Here is a 17,877-nt window from a genome sequence, read left to right as displayed (position 1 = left end):
GGGGCAGCGGGGGCGTTCGGCTAGGTGCGGGAACGGCCTATTTGCTCAATGTGTTCGGCTGAGATCGGAAATCAACCCGCAAGAGACACGACGGCCTCAGTCCTGCCGCCCTACCCCTCCGACGACCCACCTCAAGCCTGGCCGCGAGTTCCTCGAGGCACTCGCCCGTACGCCGCAGCTCAGTTGCAACGTCAACGCCAACGTAGGTGTAGTGCCAGGGCTCGAAGTCCACGCCCGTAAGGGCAGACTTGCCCGGAGGATACCGACGGATGAACCCAAACCGCCACGAATTCTCGAACAGCCAGTCCTGGATCCCCTCGAGGCCTCCCGGGCTACCGTCTCCGCAGCTTATGTCGAGCGCGACGCCCAAGGCGTGCTCGCTCCGACCCGGAAGCGCCACGTAGCGGCACGTGGCTCGCCAAGCTTTACTTGGTTCGGCCGGCGCGATGTCTTCAACACCGAGATCGTTGCGGATGATGGCGCCAATACATGGACGCCGACTAGTGATCCAATCGAATTTCCAAAGTCAAAGGGACACGGCTGGCGCGCATACGTGGAGGCTACGCGGCTCGAGATCACGTGTGGCGAGGCGCCGTTTGTGTGCTCGCGCTACGACACCGTGACGGGAGACGAGCTACCCGTAAGCGAGCGCGTAGGCTTCCTTGACCGCAAGCTTCGCGTTGTGACCGAGAAGACCAAGACTCGCAAGGAATGGGTGCGCCGGGCCCTCGACGCGCTGCGCGCGACGTACGGCTTCGAGTACCAGGGCGACAACCTGCTTATTGCTCGCGTCAATGTGCTCGAGACGTTCGTCGAGCATCTCCGCAATCGCTGGGGGTCGGGCCCCCAACAGGACGAGCTCGAGCAGGCGGCATGGATCGTTTCCTGGAACTTCTGGCAGATGAACGGCTTCACAGACGCCGTGCCCACCAACAAGATGGGCGCCGAGGTGGAGTCGACCCTGGGGACGTTCGAGGAGCCCGAGCCGGAGCCGATGCAACCGTCGCTTTTCGACCTGTTCGATGACGTATTCCCCGACGAGACAACCGAAGAGACCAAAGAAGAGGAGCCAAGGGAAACGGTTCCCCTCTGCGTGATATACGACTGGCAGAACGGCGAGCCCTTCGAGTTCGCCGCATTGAAAGGTGAGGCAGCAATTATGGGAAAGAAGTTCTATGCGGTAATCGGTAATCCCCATATCAGCTTTCAGTGGCGGAACAAGATTCTGGCAATAAGACCTATGCACCGCCCATCTATCACGAGTTTATGGACTCGGCGTTCAAGGTTTCCGACAAGGTGGAGCTTGTCACTCCCGCTAGATTCCTATTTGACGCCGGCTCAACCCCAAAGGCCTGGAACAGGAAGATGCTTAACGACCCCCATTTCAAAGTGATGAGCTATAAAGCGGATGCGTCCAGCGCCTTTCCGAATACCGACATCAAGGGCGGTGTTGCCGTTACCTATCGAGATGCTGATCGGGATTTCGGTGCGATAGAAGTGTTCACACATTTCGATGAGCTTCGTACCATCAAAGAGAAGGTTGTAAAACATGGCATCCAACCCCTCGGCGATATCATCTTCGCGGCCGATAGCTACCACTTCACTGAAGCCATGCACGAAGACCATCCCGAGATTCGTTATGTTGACGACGACCATGGTCTGTTGAGCAAGAACCACGACTATGACCTTAAGACAAACGTTCTCGACAACCTTAACAATGTAGTTTTCTTTGACGAGATGCCTGGCGACGGAGATAGTTGCATCAGAATCTTTGGCAGAGGTCGCGCCGGAAGAGCTTACAAGTTCATTTCCGCCAGATATATCGCTCCGCATCCGAACCTCGACAAATGGAAAGTACTTGTTCCTGCCGCCAACGGATCGGGCGCGCTTGGAGAAGTGCTTTCTACGCCCTTAATAGGGCATACGCAGTCCTTCATAAGCATTGGCAGTTTCAATTCCGAAGCGGAAGCTACGGCTCTCCTCAAATACATAAAATCGAAGTTCGCTCGGACCATGCTCGGAATTCTGAAGATTACGCAGCACAATCCCGCACCAAAATGGAAGTATGTCCCCCTACAGGACTTTACTTCTGACTCCGACATCGATTGGTCGCAGTCTGTTGCTGACATCGACCGTCAGCTCTATGCGAAGTACGGCCTCGACGACGAGGAGATTCAGTTCATCGAATCCCATGTGAAGGAGATGGACTAGCAATGGCGAGCATCGACATCTCCCAGATCATCGAGACCACCGCTCCCGCGGTGCCGCAGATCTATGCCTACACCACGCCCGAGATCGTCCGCCACAACGGCTGGACCAAGATCGGCTACACCGAGCAGGACGTGCGCGAGCGAATCAAACAGCAAACGCACACCGCCGACGTGCAGTGGCATCTGGAGTGGAGCGGCAACGCCACGTGGGAGCACCGTGCGGGCACGTTCCATGACACCGACTTCCACGCCTACCTCGAGAAGCAGGGCGTCGAGCGCGAACCCAAGAAGGAATGGTTCAAGATTAGCGGCGAGGAGTCTCACCAGCAGTTCTACCGGTTCCGCGACACCGACGGCGTGCTGGACGCACCCGGCGCTGCCTCCTACACCCTGCGCGCCGAGCAGCAGCGCGCAGTGGAGCAGACGGGAGCCTTCGCCCGCGCCCATTGGGACGAGGGCGGCGCGCACGGCGGCGAGTTCCTGTGGAACGCCAAGCCGCGCTTCGGCAAGACGCTCACCGCATACGACCTGTGCCGCAGTATCGGCGCGCAGAAGGTGCTCATCGTCACCAACCGCCCTGCCATCGCCAACTCCTGGTACGACGACTACGTGAAGTTCGTGGGCTTGGAGGGCGGCTACCGCTTCATCAGCGGCGTGGACGCTCTGACCGGCAAGCCCTACTGCCTCAGCCGCGAGGAGTACCTGCGCGCCATCCGCAACGACCCGGAAGGCCCCAAGGGGTTCATCGAGTTCGTGAGCCTTCAGGACCTCAAGGGCTCCATCCGCTTCGGCGGCGTGTACCAGAAGCTCGACGAGGTGGCCGACCTCACCTGGGACGTGCTCATCATCGACGAGGCACACGAGGGCGTGGACACCTTCAAGACCGACGTGGCATTCGACCACATCAAGCGCCGCTTCACGCTGCACCTCTCTGGCACGCCCTTCAAGGCCATCGCAAACGAGAAGTTCGCCGACGACGCCATCTACAACTGGACCTATGCCGACGAGCAGCAGGCCAAGCGTGACTGGCCTGCCGACTCTGAGCAGCCGAACCCCTACGCCAACCTCCCCAAGCTCAACCTGCTCACCTACCAGATGAGCGACATCGTCGAGCAGGAGGCCCGCGGCGGCATGGAGATTGATGGCGAGCAGACCGAGTTCGCCTTCGACCTCAACGAGTTCTTCTTGACCAAGCACAACGGCGGCTTCGTGCACGACGCCGACGTGGATAAGTTCCTCGACGCGCTCACCACGCAGGAGAAGTTCCCGTTCTCGACACCCGGGCTGCGCGACGAGCTGCGTCACACGTTCTGGATGCTCAACCGCGTCGACTCCGCCCGCGCCCTCGCCAAGAAGCTGCAGGCGCACCCCGTCTTCAAGGATTACGAGGTGGTACTCGCTGCTGGCGACGGCAAGATCGACGCCGATGACGAGAACGAGAAATCGCTCGACAAGGTACGCCGCGCGATCAAGGACCACGACAGGACCATCACCCTTTCGGTCGGCCAGCTGACCACGGGCGTGACCGTGCCGGAGTGGACCGCCGTGCTCATGCTCTCGAACATGGCGAGCCCCGCACTGTACATGCAGGCGGCCTTCCGCAGCCAGAACCCGTGCCTGTTCGACCTGGGCGGCGGCAACTACGCGCGCAAGGAGAACGCCTACGTCTTCGACTTCGACCCGGCGCGCACGCTTACTATCTTTGAGCAGTTCGCCAACGACCTGTACGGCGAGACCGCGCGCGGCGGCGGCGATGTCGAAACGCGCGAGCGCCATATCCGTCAGTTGCTGAACTTCTTCCCCGTCTACGGCGAGGACGAAGAGGGGCAGATGGTCGAGCTCGACGCCGAGCAGGTGCTCAGCGTGCCGAGGCGCATCCATGCCCGCGAGGTGGTCAGGCGCGGCTTTATGAGCAACTTCCTGTTCCAGAACATCGCGAGCGTCTTCCGCGCGCCGGCAGAGGTCGTGGAGATCATCCAGCGCTTCGATCCCTACGAGCAGGGCAAGGCACAGAACGCCGAGAAGAACAAGGTCGAGATCGATGAGGGCACGGCCGACGAGCTCTCCATCAACGACGAGGGCGAGGTGGAGATTCCCGACGAGCAGGTCGTAGGCAAGGCTGCGGACATCTTCGGGCCGAAGGTCTACGGCGACATCGCCGTCGAATTCTCAGGCCACATGGACGACATCGCGAAAGCCCACGAGGCCGATGACGACGATCGGGTGATGCTCGACAACCTCAAGGAGGCCTTCAAGCAGAGCGTGACCGCGCCTCTGGTACAGGCCGCCAAGGAGAGCTACGGCAGCGAGCTCAAGCCGCGCCAGCAGCAGCAGATCGAGCGCAAGGTCCAGGCGGACGCCGACATCCAACTCAACCGCCAGGTCGGCGACTACCAGATTCAGGCGCGCCGCATCGAGCAGTCGCGCAAGGACGAGCTCAAGGCGGCGACAAGCGAGACCGAGCGCGCCGAGGTGAACAAGCGCCATGACGAGCAGAAAGCGGAGGCGTTCCAGACGCTCGCCCAGAAGCTCGAGGACTCCCGCGAGGAGCTCGTGCAACGCGCCGGCGAGACCGTGGTGCGCGAGGTGGAGACGGCGAAGAAAGAGGACGAGAAGCAGGGCATCGAGGACAAGGTGCGCGCTCATCTGCGCGGCTTCTCGCGTACCATCCCGTCGTTCCTCATGGCCTACGGCGAAGAGGGCACGACGCTCGCGAACTTCGACACCGTGATCCCCGCTGACGTCTTCCAGGACGTCACGAGCATCACCGTTGATGAGTTCCGCTTTTTGCGTGATGGCGGCGACTACACCGATGGCGAGACCGGCGAGGTAAAGCGCTTCGTTGGGCACCTCTTCGACGAGGTCGTATTCAACGACTCCGTGAGCGAGTTCATCAAGCTGCGCGAACGCCTGGCCAATTACTTCGACGAGTCCCAGACAGAGGACATCTTCGACTACGTGCCGCCCCAGAAGACCAATCAGATCTTCACGCCGCGCAACGTCGTGGTTCAGATGGTGGACCTCTTCGAGAAGGAGAACCCGGGCTGCTTCGATGACCCGAGCCACACCTTCGCCGACCTGTATATGAAGTCTGGCCTCTACATCACCGAGATCATCAAGCGCCTGTACCGAAGCGAGGGCATGAAGGCCGCCTTCCCGGACGACCGCGAGCGTTTGGACCACATCCTGGAGCATCAGGTGTTCGGCATCGCGCCCACCAAGATTATCTACGAGATTGCCACCCACTTCATCCTGGGTTTCCACGACGAGGTCGGCCAAGGATGTGACTCTAACTTCGAGCTCGCGGACGCCGCGGAGCTCGCCAAGGAGGGCACGCTGGAGGCATACGTCGAGCGCGTCTTCGGGCCCAAGCTGGGCGAGGCGTAGCGCGTGGCGGAAGTAGTCGACAGCAAACAGGATGGGCGTGCAGAGGCTGCGCGAGCGGCGGTGAGTGCGGCACGGCGTGAGGATACCGAACTTTGCGCCCGTCTAGTCTTTCGCGTCTCGCGCAATGAGCTAAGGCGCGTGGGGATCACCACGCCCATCGCTCTCTACGATGAGCTGAAGCAGGTCTTCTGGAACGCAGACGAGGGCGTCACCCTGGGCGACCACCTCTCTGTCGGGTTCGGCAAGGTCGACCGCCGCCGTCAGGTGCGCGCCTTCGCCGAGCGCCATGCGGACGAGCCCAGAAACGTCGCCGCGAAAGCCTACGAGCGCGAATACGGCTTCAGCGCAGGCATCGCCGCGATATGGCTCGACCTGTTCGCCGAGCCCGCGGACGTGAGCTTCTCGGAGTGGCTTGGCGTCGAGGTCGCTGAATGCCCGACGGGCGCCCCGGCCTCCCGTGCGGATGTGCCCGTAGCGCACGACACCGAGCGCGAGGCACCCACCCTCGAGGGCTTCCTTGCCCGGGAGCTTGCCGGCCGCATCTGCGACGAAGGCCTCGTGCGTCGGCGCTTCGCCTTCGAGTTTCCCGACGATCCGCCCGAAGCGCTCGACCGCGGCATCGAGGATGCGGGCTACTACGAGGACCGCGGCTTGCTCTTCCGAGAAGGGAGCACCCCGAACGACCACTTCACGCGGCTGCTGGCCGAGCATCCGTCTTTCGCGAAGGGCGACGCCGGCTTCGAGAACGCCGTGTGGCAGCACCCCGCCTTCCGCCAGGTGCTGCGCCAGGCGCTTTCGGACCACCGCTTACTTCTCTACGAGGGCGACAGCTACATCTCGTTCTCGCGGCTGCACGACGTGCTAGGCGCGCGCATGGCGGACATCGAGTCGTACGCGCCCGCGGTGAGCGTGGATGCGCCCGAAGGCGAGCCCTTCACCGTGGCGAGCCTGCGCGCGGGCGGCGCCACTCCGCATCCGCTGTACGGGCTGGACATGCCCGACGACTTCTACGAGGGACTGCTCGACGCGGGAGGGCTCCTGCGCAGCTGCACGCTCGCCGGAACCAAGGTGTTCGTCGCCGGAGGCGAGGGGCGGCTTTCCGCAGCCGACCTCATCGAGTGGATCGTCGCCCACCATGAGGGAATCGAGCGCGATGACCTGCCGAGACTGCTCGCGAACGATCTGGGCATCACGTGCCCGGCACCGCTTCTGACGACGACCATTTACAACTCCGACGTCTACTACGACGACATCGGGGACGCATATTACTCATCCATGGAGGCATGGAAGAAGGAGGCACGAAATGAGCTTGCTTGAGGAAGGGATCGCGACTGGCAACGTCCTGCCGACGGGTCGCAAGGAGAAGCACTCCATCGACAACGTGACGCGCGACTTCGACATCTACCGCATCAAGTGCGATCTGCTGTTCTACAACGACCAGAACGACCGCATCGCCACTTGGGTAAGCGAGTACAACTCCGCGCAGGGCGCGGATCTGCTCGCCCTTGGCCGCGACGAGTACAACGGCGTCATCGAGGACTTCATCGTCGAGAGCAACCCCGGCGCGCTCAGGAAGACCGAGAAGAGCATCGCCCTTCGCGGCCAGCTTAGGCCGGGCATCGTGCTCAACGACGGACGCGTCATCGACGGCAACCGACGCCTGACCTGCGTCCGCCGCCTCGCGCGGGCGAACAACGAGGCGGGCTGGTTCGAGGCCGCCATCCTCGACGACGCCACAGGCAGCGACCCCAAGCGCATCAAGCTGCTCGAGCTCGCCATCCAAATCGGCGAAGAGGAGAAGGTGGCGTACGATCCCGTCGACCGCCTCGTCGGCGTATACCGCGACGTGGTTAAGAACCACCTCATAACCCCTGCGGAGTACGGCAACGCGACGGGCATGACCGAGGCGGAGGTGAAAAAACTCGTCGACCGCGCCCAGTACATGGAGGAGTTCCTCGAATTCTGCCAGGCCCCCGAGCAGTACCACCTCGCCCGCGCCCTCAAGGTCGATGGCCCCTTGGGCGAGTTCAGCCGCGTGCTGAAGAAGTACGACAACAGGCGCGACAAACAGCTTGTCAAACGACTCATGTTCGCCAACATGGTGGTGCAGCCCGAGGGCGACATCACCCGATACGTGAGAGACTTCGGCAGCGTGGCAGGCACGGATGCGGAGGCCGACTTCAAGGCCGCCGAGCTGCAGGCCATGTCCGAGCTCCTCGAGAAGATGGGTCCCGACGCCCTCACGCGCGAGAAGGTGAGCGAGCTGCGCTCGGACGGCAACCTCGTCGACGGCTTCAAGCGCGCAGGCGACCGCGCAAGAGAGACCGTGCGCCGCGTCAAGCTCATGGACACGCCCGCCAAGAAATCCGCCGACTGCCTCTCCGAGCTCGAGAAGATCCTTCCCGAGATGCTCGACGTGCTGGGACCCGACGAGCTCGAGAAGGTGCGCCGCAACCTCGTTGCCGTCGCCGACAAGGTGGAAGAGCTGATCGGTGAGATCGATGAGCGCGCCTAGGGCCGTCGTCTGCTACGACGAGGCGCGCCCCGGCATGTACCTGCGCATCGAGGGGCAAGACATCGCCTCGTTCATGGCCTCGGCCGCATGGCGCGCCTGGCTGTACTACCCGGCGAGCGCCGTCGACGGCACCGATCGCGACCGCATCCTACTCGACGGCGGCATGGGCCTTCGCGAGTGCCAGGACATGCTCGAGGCGATCATGGAGGCCGACGGCCACGGCGTCGAGGTCGCGGTTGACCCGAGCTTCGGCGCCTTCGTGAACGCCGGCGAGACCTACATCCGCGAGCGCTCCGAGGTGGGGTTGGCCATCAAGGCGCAGACCGCCGAGGGCATCGCCGACGACCCCCAGCTGGGGCCGCGCTTCCGGGAGTTCCGCGACGTAGTGAACGCCTCGATGGTGCGTCCCCTGCGCGACCGGCAGATGCTCGACGCCTTCTTCATGGCGACGGTTGGGCGCGCGGCCGACTTCTCGGTGCCCGGCGCCGGCAAGACCGCGACGGTGCTCGGCGTGTTCGCCTACCTTCGCCATTTGGGGCTCGCGCGCCGCATCGTGGTGGTTTGCCCCAAGAACGGCTTCGAGTCGTGGGAGAAGGAGTGGGTCGCCACCTTCGGGGATAAGCTGCCTTTGAGCTGCTTCTCGCTGGGAGACCCCGCCATAGCGGCGATGTCGACCGAGCGCAGGCGCAACGCGCTGTCGCTCGACAGCGGCGCGTGCAACCTGTTCACGTTCAACTACGAGTCGCTCTCGGGCTACGTGCGGGAGCTGCATGCCATCATCCCCGACCAGACCCTGCTCGTCTTCGACGAGGTGCACCGGGTGAAGGCCATCGGCGGCAGGCGCGCGGAAGCCGCGCTCGAGGCGGCCGACGGCGCGAAGTTCGTGATCGCCCTTACGGGAACGCCCATCCCGAACACCTACCAGGACATCTACAACCTGCTGCACATCCTGTACCCCGAGGACTACGACACGTTCTTCGGCTACGAGCCGGGCGAGCTCCGCGCGCCCGATGCGGACCTCCAGGCAAGCCTCAACGACAGCCTGGCGCCCTTCTTCTGCCGAACGAACAAGGACGAGCTCGGCGTGCCGCGCCCGGAGCCCGACGAGATCGTGGAGGTCGAGGCGACGCCCGATGAGGACACATTGCTGCGAGTCCTGTACGCGTCTTGCCCCAACGCGCTCGCGAGGATCATACGCACCCTGCAGCTCGAGAGCGACCCCGAGATGCTCTGCTCTGCAGTGGACCCAGGCGACCTCGAGTACGTGCTCGACCAGGTCGGCGATGACTACTCGGATATCGACTACGTCGACTTCTCGCAGACGTTCTACGAGGCCATCGAGCGAAGCCGCCCGAGCTCGAAGCTCGTGGCGTGCGAGCGGCTCGTGGAGCGCATCGTCGCCGAAGGCCGCCCCGTCATAGTATGGTGCATCTTCGTACGCAGCATCAGCAACCTCCGCCGCGACCTCGCCGCCATGGGGATTCCGGCAGAGGCGATCTACGGCGCCACGCCACAGGAAGAGAGACGCGAGATTCTGGACGACTTCCGCGCGGGGCGCTTCAGGGTGCTCGTGACCAACCCGCAGACGCTTGCCGAGTCGGTCTCTCTGCACAGCGTCTGCCACGACGCGGTGTATTTCGAGTACAGCTACAACTTGGTGCACCTGCTGCAGTCAAAGGACCGCATACACCGTCTGGGCCTGCCCGACGACCAGAAGACGCGCTACTACTTCATGCGCGAGAAGTTCATGCGCGACGGCAGGGAGCTATCCCTCGACGCCGTGATCTACGACCGCTTGAAGGAGAAGGAGCAGACGATGCTCGACGCCATCGACCGCGGCTGCCTTGAGGGCGGCTACCTCGATGACGAGGACCTGCGTATCGTCTTCGAGCGCCTGCTGGGAGAAGATGCCAAGAGCCTGGAATACTAAGAGGCCGAACGGCGCACTGACGATATTGGCTCATAAGTAACAACTGCGAAGGAAAGATAGGGCTTTAAGGATGGATGCAGGAAAATCTACGATAAGCGGCGTGTTCAACGGATCGCGCCTGCTCGAAATACCTTTCTACCAAAGGGCGTACGTCTGGGGAGAAGAGCAATGGGAGCGCTTCCTCGGCGACATGGAGTTCGTCACGGCTTCGAAGCGACCTTATTTCCTGGGCTCGATCATCCTGAAGCAAGCCTCCTCCGGCAACACTTGGTCCGAGGTGTCCGAGGTTCGCACAGTCATCGACGGCCAGCAGCGCCTCACGACCATGGTCATCTTCTTCAAGGCACTCTGCGCGAGAATCGACGCCGATAGGCTGTTCGAGCGAGATTTCGTCCTGGAGACCGGCGAAGTCGCCTTGAGACATGGCAAGTACGACCGGCAGGATTTCGAGAAGGTCGTCAGCGCCACGGGCTGCGAGCCTGTCGAGGGCTCCTCGTCCATCGTCCTTGCCTACAACTATTTCCTCAAGAACATCGACCCAGAGAAGGTCGACAGGAACACGATCAAGTCGAACGTCCAGTTCGTCTGCATCGATCTCACCGAGGGCGAGGACGAGCAGCAGATATTCGACACCATCAACTCGCTCGGGGTGCGCCTGACGACGGCGGAGCTCCTCAAGAACTACTTCTTCAACCGCGAGAACGAGCAGGCGTTCAAGGAGTGCTGGGAGGACGTCTTCGAACCCACGGCGGAGAAGAGGGAGTATTGGGAGCAGGAGGTCGTTACCGGGCGCATCAAGCGCACGCTCGTCGACCTGTTCTTCGACGCGTTCCTCCAGATCCTGGTTCAGGACAAGAAGCGCGGCGTCACGACCGAGGACAAGCTCTTCTATTCGCGCACGTCCAACCTCTTCCAGTCCTACAAGGACTTCATCGGCAGGTACTGCAACGGAGACAAGGACGAGATCCTCGACAGCATGAAGGCGTATGCCGAGGTGTTCGAGTCCACGTTCGACCCCGGCTACTGCGACGCGGACATCCCCTCCGCTCCCGGCGTCGAGCGCCTGAACGTGCTGATATTCGGCCTCAAGAACTCGACGCTCATCCCGTACGTGCTCTACGTTCGCAAGAACGCGGAGTCTTCGGGCGAGGAATCCGAGGTCTTCGCCCTGCTTGAGAGCTACATCGTCCGCCGAACGCTGGTTCAGGCGACCACGAAGAACTACAACAGGCTGTTCACCTCGCTGATCCTGAACGAGGTGAAGGACGCGGAGGCGCTGAGGAAGGCTCTTGAAGCAAACGAAGAGGCGACGACGTACATGCCCGGCGATGACGAGGTTCGAAGGGCGTTCGAGGAATCGTGTCTGTACAACCTTCAGTCCAAGGGCGTTCTCTATCTGCTGGAAAGCGCCATTCGCCCAGGCATGAGCAGCACGGCCCTGCTCGGGTTCAACCAGTACACCCTCGAGCACATGATGCCCAAGAAGTGGCGCAACAAATGGGGAGCCCTCGACGATGAGGCTGCCACGCGAAGGGACAGGAAGCTCCTCACGCTCGGCAACCTCGCCATCATCACGCATTCGCTCAACGCCTCCATCCGCGATGCCGATTGGCCCACCAAGAAGCAGGGAAAGGGATACAAGGACGGTCTTGCCCTCTGCGCCGCCGGCCTTGCGACCATGGCCGGCGCCCTGGAGAAGGAGTCTTGGGACGAGGGCGATATCGCCGATCGCGCCGAATGGCTTGCGGACAAGGCGTTGGAGGTCTGGCGTTAAACCTTACATGCGCCCCATCTCGAAGATGCTTGCGGTGTCGGAGCCCGCATCCATGACGGATGTTGTCGGCTCTTCCAAATGCGAGGTTTGCGGTGGCGCTTCCGTCACTGGTGCCTCAACCCCCTCGCCGAGCGCCAGGAAGAACCTCATCACGAGCTCGATCCTCTGCTGCAGGGACTCGCTCAGCTCGCCGTAGGAGGCCGCCAGCCGTACTTCCTTGGACAACTCCGCCATCGAGTCCTTCAACGCCTTCTGCACGCTTACAGAGGGCCTCACCTCGACCTGGGTATCGGTGAGCTTGGCGATGATGTAGTCCTGCCTGCTCATGCCGCTCCAGGCTGCCATCTCGCATATGAGCTTGTGCTCCTCGGGCGTGCAGCGAAACGCCATCGTCTTGCTGCGCTTGCGGGCGCTGTTCTCGCACGGCATCTTGCTTACCCCCTCGCTCCATCGAGCGCGGCGGCCATCTCGTCCTGCTTCGTGGGGAACAGGTGCGCGTAGCGGTAGGTGATGTCCACCGCCTCGTGGCCCATGCGCTCGGCGATGGCCAGCGCGGAGAAGCCCATCTCGATCAGCAGGCTCACGTGGCTGTGGCGTATGTCGTGTATGCGGATGCGCTTCACGCCCGACGCCTTGCACCCGCGCTCCATCTCGTGGGCCAGGAAGTGCTTGGTCACGGCGAACAGGCGCTCGTCGGGGGCGACGTCGTCGCGCATCTCGATGAAGTCCGCCATCTCGTCGCGAAGGAAGGCGGGCATGACGATCGTGCGCACGGACTTGGGCGTCTTGGGGTCGGTCACGGTGTCCACGCCGTGGAGGCTCTGGTACGACTTGTTGATGCGCAGCCGCGAGCTATCCAGCATGAAGTCGGACGGCGTGAGCGCCAGGAGCTCGCCGCAGCGTATGCCCGTCCAGTACAGCAGCTCGAAGGCGTGGAACGACAGCGGCTTGTCCATGACCGCCTCGCTGAACCTCAGGTACTCGTCCTTGGTCCAGAACTGCATCTCGCCGCCCTTCTTCGAGCCTATCTTGTCGACCCTGCGCACCGGGTTGTCGGTGAGGCCGTAGTAGCGCTCGGCGTGGTTGAAGATGGCGTTCAGTTGGTTGTTCACCGTGCGCAGGTACGTCGGCGCCCAGGGCTTCCCGTCGGCGTCCCGGTGCTCGGTGAGCTCGTTTTGCCACCTGATGAGGTCGATCGGCCTCACGTCGCACATGCGCATGTCTCCGAAGAACGGCACGAGCTTGTCGTTGATGATGTACTCCTTGGTGATCCACGTGTGCTCGCGTACGCGCGGCTTCACCTCGGAGGCGTACACCTCGACGAACTCGGAGAACGTCATGTCCATGGCCCCGCCGTTAAGGCTCTTGAACTGGCTCTCCCACACTGCGGCCTCCACCTCGGAGGAGAAGCCGCGCTTCGTCTTGTGGCGCTTCGAGCCGCGGGCGTCGCGGTAGTAGCACTGCACGTAGAACGTGCCGTTGTTGCCATCCTTGTACACGGGCATGTCAGTCCACCTCCGGGAAGTACAGTGCGTCGAAGACGTCGCTTCGGACGCGCCCGCGGATAACCACGCGCCCGCGCGCCTCCTGCTCGGCGTTTATCCTCCTGATCACCTCGTAGGCGCTGCCTTTCTTGATCCTCAGCAGCTCCGCGACCTCGTCGGCGTCTAGCATGTGAGGCCTCGGCGTCTTCGCCACCTTCTCGTCCATGGCTCCTCCAATCAACAGCGTACGTATATGTACGGTTTACAGATTGAGAGTAAACGTACGCATCCGTACTGTCAATAGAATTGCGTACATTTGCGTACGCTGATAAGATGTGCGGGTACGTAATTCCAGGAGGAGGGCGCATGTCCGTAGGCGAGAACATAAGGCGGTACCGCAAGTTGCGCGGCATGACGCAGGCGCAGCTCGCCGAGGCGGTCGGTCTGACCGAGGGGGCCGTGCGCCATTACGAGAGCGGCATCCGCGCCGTCAAGCCCGAGCTGCTCGAGTCCATCTCCGCCGCGCTCGGCGTTTCCGTCAACGCCCTCAAGGATTACGGCGTCGAGACCGCGGGCGACCTCATGTCGCTGCTCGTGCGGCTCGAGGACTCCTTCGGCATCGTTCCCGCAGCCGACGGCTCGGGCCTCTCCCTGAACCCCAAGGCGCCGCACGCTCCCAAAGCCGCGATGGCGATCGAGCTGTGGGCCGAGAAGCGCGCGCAGCTCGAGAACGGCGAGATCGACGCCGACGAATACGAGGGCTGGAAAGCCTCGCTGTAGCGGCTCCCCGCATTTCGCAACCAGCGCAACCGAATCAGGACGCCAGGCTAGGCGGTGAGCTCCGCCCGCTCCTGCGTCTGCTGAGTTTTTACTCCCCATTGCATGTCAAGGCATTTTCGGCGCTCCTGGGGAGTAAATGACGCGGTGGCTTATATGACGGCACGCGACAGCACGCCGCGGCATTTCCCCTGATTACTCCCGTTTTCCTTGAGACGGTGAGATTCTTTACTCCCCATTAACGACCTGGGGAAACGCCGTGCGGAGACCGCCGAAAAGCCTATTGAGTTCGATTTGGGTTTCACGGGCCCCGAAACGGCCTCGTTTCGTCCTCGGGGACAAAAACCGCGCGTCTACTCATTTGGGATGAATCCTTACTCCCATTCCTCCGAATACCGCCCAGTGCTTTGCCGTCTTGAAATACGGGGAGTAAATGGCGAAATCGCAGGTGAAAGGGAGTAAATAGGCAAAGAAAAAGCCTCCGTTCCAACATGGGAGCGGAGGCTAGATTATCGTATTTACTCACCGCCGTCGCCGGTGGCTTTGCCATGACTGTCGTACGAAACGAAACTCAGCGGCACAGCGCGGCACTCAAAAATGCAGGTCAGAACCCTATCGGCCTACTCCCACTCGATCGTCGCGGGCGGCTTGGACGTGATGTCGTAGCACACGCGGTTGGCGCCGGGGACCTCGGCCACGATGCGGCCGGAGATGCGGGCCAGAACGTCGTAGGGCAGCTTGGCCCAGTCGGCGGTCATGGCGTCGCTGGACTCGACGGCGCGCAGGATGATCGGGCGCTGATAGGTGCGCTCGTCGCCCATAACGCCGACGGACTTGATGTCGGGCAGGACCGCAAAGTACTGCCAGCAGCTGTGCTCGGAGTTGCGCTCGCCGGTCTGCTCAAACAGACGCTGGTTGTAGGCATCGAGCTCCTCGCGCACGATGGCGTCGGCATTCTTGAGGATCTCGAGCTTCTCCTTGTCGACCGCACCGATGATGCGGATGGCCAGACCCGGACCCGGGAAAGGCTGGCGGAACACGATATGACCCGGCAGGCCCAGCGCCAGACCAAGCGCGCGGACCTCGTCCTTAAAGAAGTGGTCGAGCGGCTCGATGAGGTCGAAGTGCACGCCCTCGGGGAACGGGATCAGGTTGTGGTGGCTCTTGATGGTGGCCGTCTTGCCGCCCGTCTTGCGAGCACCGGACTCGATGATGTCGGGGTAGATGGTGCCCTGAGCCAGGTACTTGACCGGCTTGCCATCGGTCTCGAGCTGCTGCGCCACGGCGAAGAACTCTTTCCAGAACTGCGTACCGATGATGCGGCGCTTCTCCTCGGGCTCGGTCACGCCGGCCAGAAGCTCGGCATAGCGGTCCTCGGCGTGGACGTGGATAAAGTCGACGTCAAACTGCTTGGTGAAGACCTCCTCCACCTGCTCGGGCTCGCCCTTGCGCAGCAGGCCGTGGTTGATGAACACGCAGGTCATCTGCTTGCCCACGGCGCGGGCGCCCAGCGCAGCCACGACGGAGGAGTCGACGCCACCGGACAGGGCCAGAATCACGCGGTCGTCGCCGACCTTCTCGCGAAACTCGGCCGTCATGGTCTCGACCAGGTTGTCCATGCTCCAGTTGGGCTCCAGGCCGCAGATCTCAAACAGGAAGTTGCTCAGCAGCTGCTGACCGTACTCGGAGTGCTTGACCTCGGGGTGGAACTGCGTGGTGAAGATTTTGCGCTCGACGCACTCCATGGCGGCAACCGGGCACACGTCGGTGCTGGCGGTAATGGTAAAGCCCTCGGGCACCTCGGACACGGCGTCGCGGTGGCTCATCCACACGGTCTGCTCCATAGGCGTGGAGTTAAAGAGCTTGGCGCCAGCCGTGCGCGTGATGGTGGCGCGGCCGTACTCGCCCACCTCGGAGTGGCCGACCTTGCCGCCGAGCGTCACGGCCGTGATCTGATGGCCGTAGCAAAAGCCCAGGACGGGAAGGCCAAGATCAAAGATGGCGGGATCGATGGACGGAGCGTCCTCGGCGTACACGGAGGCCGGGCCGCCAGAAAGGATGAGCGCAGAGGCGTTCATCTCGCGAATCTCATCGGCCGAGATGTCGCAGGGAACGATCTCGGAATACACGTTGAGGTCGCGGACGCGACGGGCAATGAGCTGACCGTACTGCGCACCAAAGTCGAGTACGAGGACCTTTGCGGAAGCCTTTTGATCCATGGTTTCCCCCTCTTGTTGGCGGGGAGCCGATGCCCACCCGCGCGAATGAACGAAAATTGCCTTCATAGTGTACACGTTATATGGGGTTTCTCGTCCCTCGCAGCCATCAGCGCACGGCAAACGCACGACCTGGGCTCCTATTTGACAGCAATTGAAGTGTTACCAAACGTTACAGATGATGTAATACGTTTGAACATTGGACGCCCTGTGCCACAATACTGCCGAACGGCTCCGCCCTTGCGGCGGCAAATACGATAGGAATACCAGAATGAAGCGCATCCTTCTCATCGCCACGGGCGGCACCATCGCATCGACCGAGGACGGCAACGGCCTCTCCCCCGCCCTGACCGGTGAGGAACTCGCCCAGAGCGTCCCCGAGATCTCGGGCCTCTGCGAGCTCGACGTCGTGCAGCCCATGAACATCGACAGCACCAATATGCGCCCCAGTGACTGGATGCGTATCCGCGACGTCATCGTCGAGGGTTATGTCGACCACGACGGCTTCGTGATTCTGCACGGCACCGACACCATGAGCTACACCGCGGCAGCGCTTTCCTACCTGATTCAGGACAGCCCCAAGCCCATCGTGCTCACCGGCTCTCAAAAGCCCATGGGCAATCCCTTTACTGACGCCAAACTCAATCTGTACCAGAGCCTGCTCTATGCGCTCGACGAGCACTCACACGATGTCTCGATTGTGTTTGGCGGCGTCGCCATTGCCGGCACGCGCGCCCGCAAGCAGCGTACCATGAGCTTTAACGCGTTCATTAGCGTCAACTATCCGCCCATCGCCTATATCCGCAACGACCGCATCGTGCGCAACGGGCTTCACGGCACGCATCAGGGCGAAAACCCGGTGCGTTTCTACGACAGCATCGACCCGCGCGTGTTTGTCCTTAAGCTAACGCCCGGCGTGAACCCGGGTATCCTGGACGCCCTTGCCGACAGCTACGATGCTGCAATCCTTGAGACCTTTGGCATTGGCGGCATTCCCGAGTTTGGCGAGTCGGGCGAGTCGTTCCAAGAGGCAATTTTCCGCTGGGTCGATTCGGGCCGCACCGTCGTTATGACCACGCAGGTCCCCGAAGAGGGCCTCGATCTGGGCGTTTATGAGGTCGGCCGTGCTTACGCCGATTATCCGGGCATTCTGCGCGGCGACGACATGACCACCGAGACACTCGTGGCCAAGACCATGTGGGCACTCGGCCAGTCACGCGATGCCGCCGAGATCCAGCGCCTGTTCTACAGCCAAGTCAACCACGACCGCATCCCGATGGCGTAATTCGGTTGTCGACGGGTATCCCCTATTCGATACCCTCGAGAAGTTCTGACACCGTCATGCCGAGTGCGGGCGCGATCTTAAATAGAACCTTGAGCGTGAAATTTGCCGTCCCATCTTCGATTCGGTCGAGGTAGGGTCGGCTGATTCCTGTCGCCACACAAAAATCAACCTTGGAGATACCAAGGTCCCTGCGTGTCTCTTCGACCCGCCTGCCAAGAATCTGTTTCGCACGTTCGTCCATGCATCCGAGTTTGAAATGGAGCCGAACATAAACGTAAACTATAGTTTACGTTTTGCCG

General features: G+C 62.1%; 14 protein-coding genes and 1 pseudogene. 9 read left to right on the top strand and 6 right to left on the bottom strand.

Features of this window, described 5'->3' with window-relative positions:
- Window positions 1-37: 37 nt before the first annotated feature.
- Complete coding sequence (locus GT571_RS10275; protein ID WP_161155756.1) at window positions 38-400, bottom strand: M15 family metallopeptidase; 363 nt, start codon at window positions 398-400, stop codon at window positions 38-40.
- An 866-nt stretch (window positions 401-1,266) separates the two neighbouring features.
- On the opposite strand from GT571_RS10275, the pseudogene GT571_RS10270 reads away from it, so the two are divergent.
- From GT571_RS10270 to GT571_RS04515, 7 genes and pseudogenes are all read left to right on the top strand, one after another.
- Window positions 1,267-1,341 (top strand): annotated as a pseudogene (locus tag GT571_RS10270) (hypothetical protein); the annotation flags it as partial.
- Window positions 1,342-1,365: 24 nt separating this feature from the next.
- Window positions 1,366-2,211, top strand: a complete 846-nt coding sequence (locus GT571_RS04540) for a class I SAM-dependent methyltransferase (protein ID WP_422110311.1) — start codon at window positions 1,366-1,368, stop codon at window positions 2,209-2,211.
- Window positions 2,212-2,213: 2 nt separating this feature from the next.
- Window positions 2,214-5,597 (top strand): DEAD/DEAH box helicase, encoded by a 3,384-nt coding sequence (locus tag GT571_RS04535; RefSeq protein WP_161155752.1) that lies wholly within the window; start codon window positions 2,214-2,216, stop codon window positions 5,595-5,597.
- Between the two features lie 138 nt (window positions 5,598-5,735).
- Complete coding sequence (locus tag GT571_RS04530; RefSeq protein WP_101677771.1) at window positions 5,736-6,914, top strand: hypothetical protein; 1,179 nt, start codon at window positions 5,736-5,738, stop codon at window positions 6,912-6,914.
- A complete protein-coding gene (locus tag GT571_RS04525; RefSeq protein WP_079535895.1) occupies window positions 6,901-8,112 on the top strand; it encodes a hypothetical protein in 1,212 nt (403 codons plus the stop codon). The genes GT571_RS04530 and GT571_RS04525 overlap by 14 nt, the downstream gene beginning before the upstream one ends.
- On the top strand, window positions 8,099-10,042 hold the full coding sequence (locus GT571_RS04520; protein WP_101677770.1) for a DEAD/DEAH box helicase: 1,944 nt from the start codon (window positions 8,099-8,101) through the stop codon (window positions 10,040-10,042). Before GT571_RS04525 ends, GT571_RS04520 begins: the two co-directional genes overlap by 14 nt.
- 70 nt (window positions 10,043-10,112) lie before the next feature.
- Window positions 10,113-11,816 carry a DUF262 domain-containing protein gene (locus GT571_RS04515; protein ID WP_161155748.1) on the top strand — a complete coding sequence of 568 codons (1,704 nt, stop codon included), beginning with the start codon at window positions 10,113-10,115 and terminating at the stop codon, window positions 11,814-11,816.
- A 3-nt stretch (window positions 11,817-11,819) separates the two neighbouring features.
- Here GT571_RS04515 and GT571_RS04510 read toward each other — a convergent pair whose 3' ends face one another.
- Genes GT571_RS04510 through GT571_RS04500 form a run of 3 tightly spaced genes read right to left on the bottom strand, consistent with a single transcriptional unit; the run spans window position 11,820 to window position 13,526 of the window.
- The gene (locus GT571_RS04510) at window positions 11,820-12,245 is read right to left on the bottom strand and encodes a plasmid mobilization protein (protein ID WP_099432718.1); all 426 of its coding nucleotides are present in this window, start codon (window positions 12,243-12,245) and stop codon (window positions 11,820-11,822) included.
- Window positions 12,246-12,250: 5 nt separating this feature from the next.
- Entirely contained in the window at window positions 12,251-13,321 is a 1,071-nt protein-coding gene (locus GT571_RS04505) for a site-specific integrase (protein ID WP_101677768.1), read from the bottom strand.
- 1 nt (window position 13,322) lies between these two features.
- Window positions 13,323-13,526, bottom strand: coding sequence for a hypothetical protein (locus tag GT571_RS04500; protein ID WP_042433219.1), 204 nt, complete (start codon window positions 13,524-13,526; stop codon window positions 13,323-13,325).
- Window positions 13,527-13,666: 140 nt separating this feature from the next.
- On the opposite strand from GT571_RS04500, the gene GT571_RS04495 reads away from it, so the two are divergent.
- The gene (locus GT571_RS04495) at window positions 13,667-14,080 is read left to right on the top strand and encodes a helix-turn-helix domain-containing protein (RefSeq protein WP_042433222.1); all 414 of its coding nucleotides are present in this window, start codon (window positions 13,667-13,669) and stop codon (window positions 14,078-14,080) included.
- Between the two features lie 617 nt (window positions 14,081-14,697).
- Here the strand turns inward: GT571_RS04495 and guaA are convergent.
- Window positions 14,698-16,296, bottom strand: coding sequence for a glutamine-hydrolyzing GMP synthase (guaA, locus tag GT571_RS04490; protein ID WP_161155746.1), 1,599 nt, complete (start codon window positions 16,294-16,296; stop codon window positions 14,698-14,700).
- Between the two features lie 268 nt (window positions 16,297-16,564).
- On the opposite strand from guaA, the gene GT571_RS04485 reads away from it, so the two are divergent.
- Window positions 16,565-17,578, top strand: a complete 1,014-nt coding sequence (locus GT571_RS04485) for an asparaginase (protein WP_161155744.1) — start codon at window positions 16,565-16,567, stop codon at window positions 17,576-17,578.
- A 22-nt stretch (window positions 17,579-17,600) separates the two neighbouring features.
- Here GT571_RS04485 and GT571_RS10265 read toward each other — a convergent pair whose 3' ends face one another.
- Window positions 17,601-17,819: a helix-turn-helix domain-containing protein gene (locus GT571_RS10265; RefSeq protein WP_035136926.1), complete on the bottom strand. Its 219-nt coding sequence runs from the start codon at window positions 17,817-17,819 to the stop codon at window positions 17,601-17,603.
- Window positions 17,820-17,877: the final 58 nt, after the last annotated feature.

This window comes from Collinsella aerofaciens, from assembly GCF_009876115.1.
In the GTDB taxonomy this organism is placed as follows: Bacteria; Actinomycetota; Coriobacteriia; order Coriobacteriales; family Coriobacteriaceae; genus Collinsella; species Collinsella aerofaciens_N.
The sequence above is the reverse complement of the archived record's forward strand: the minus strand, read 5'-3'. Positions and strand labels throughout refer to the sequence as shown.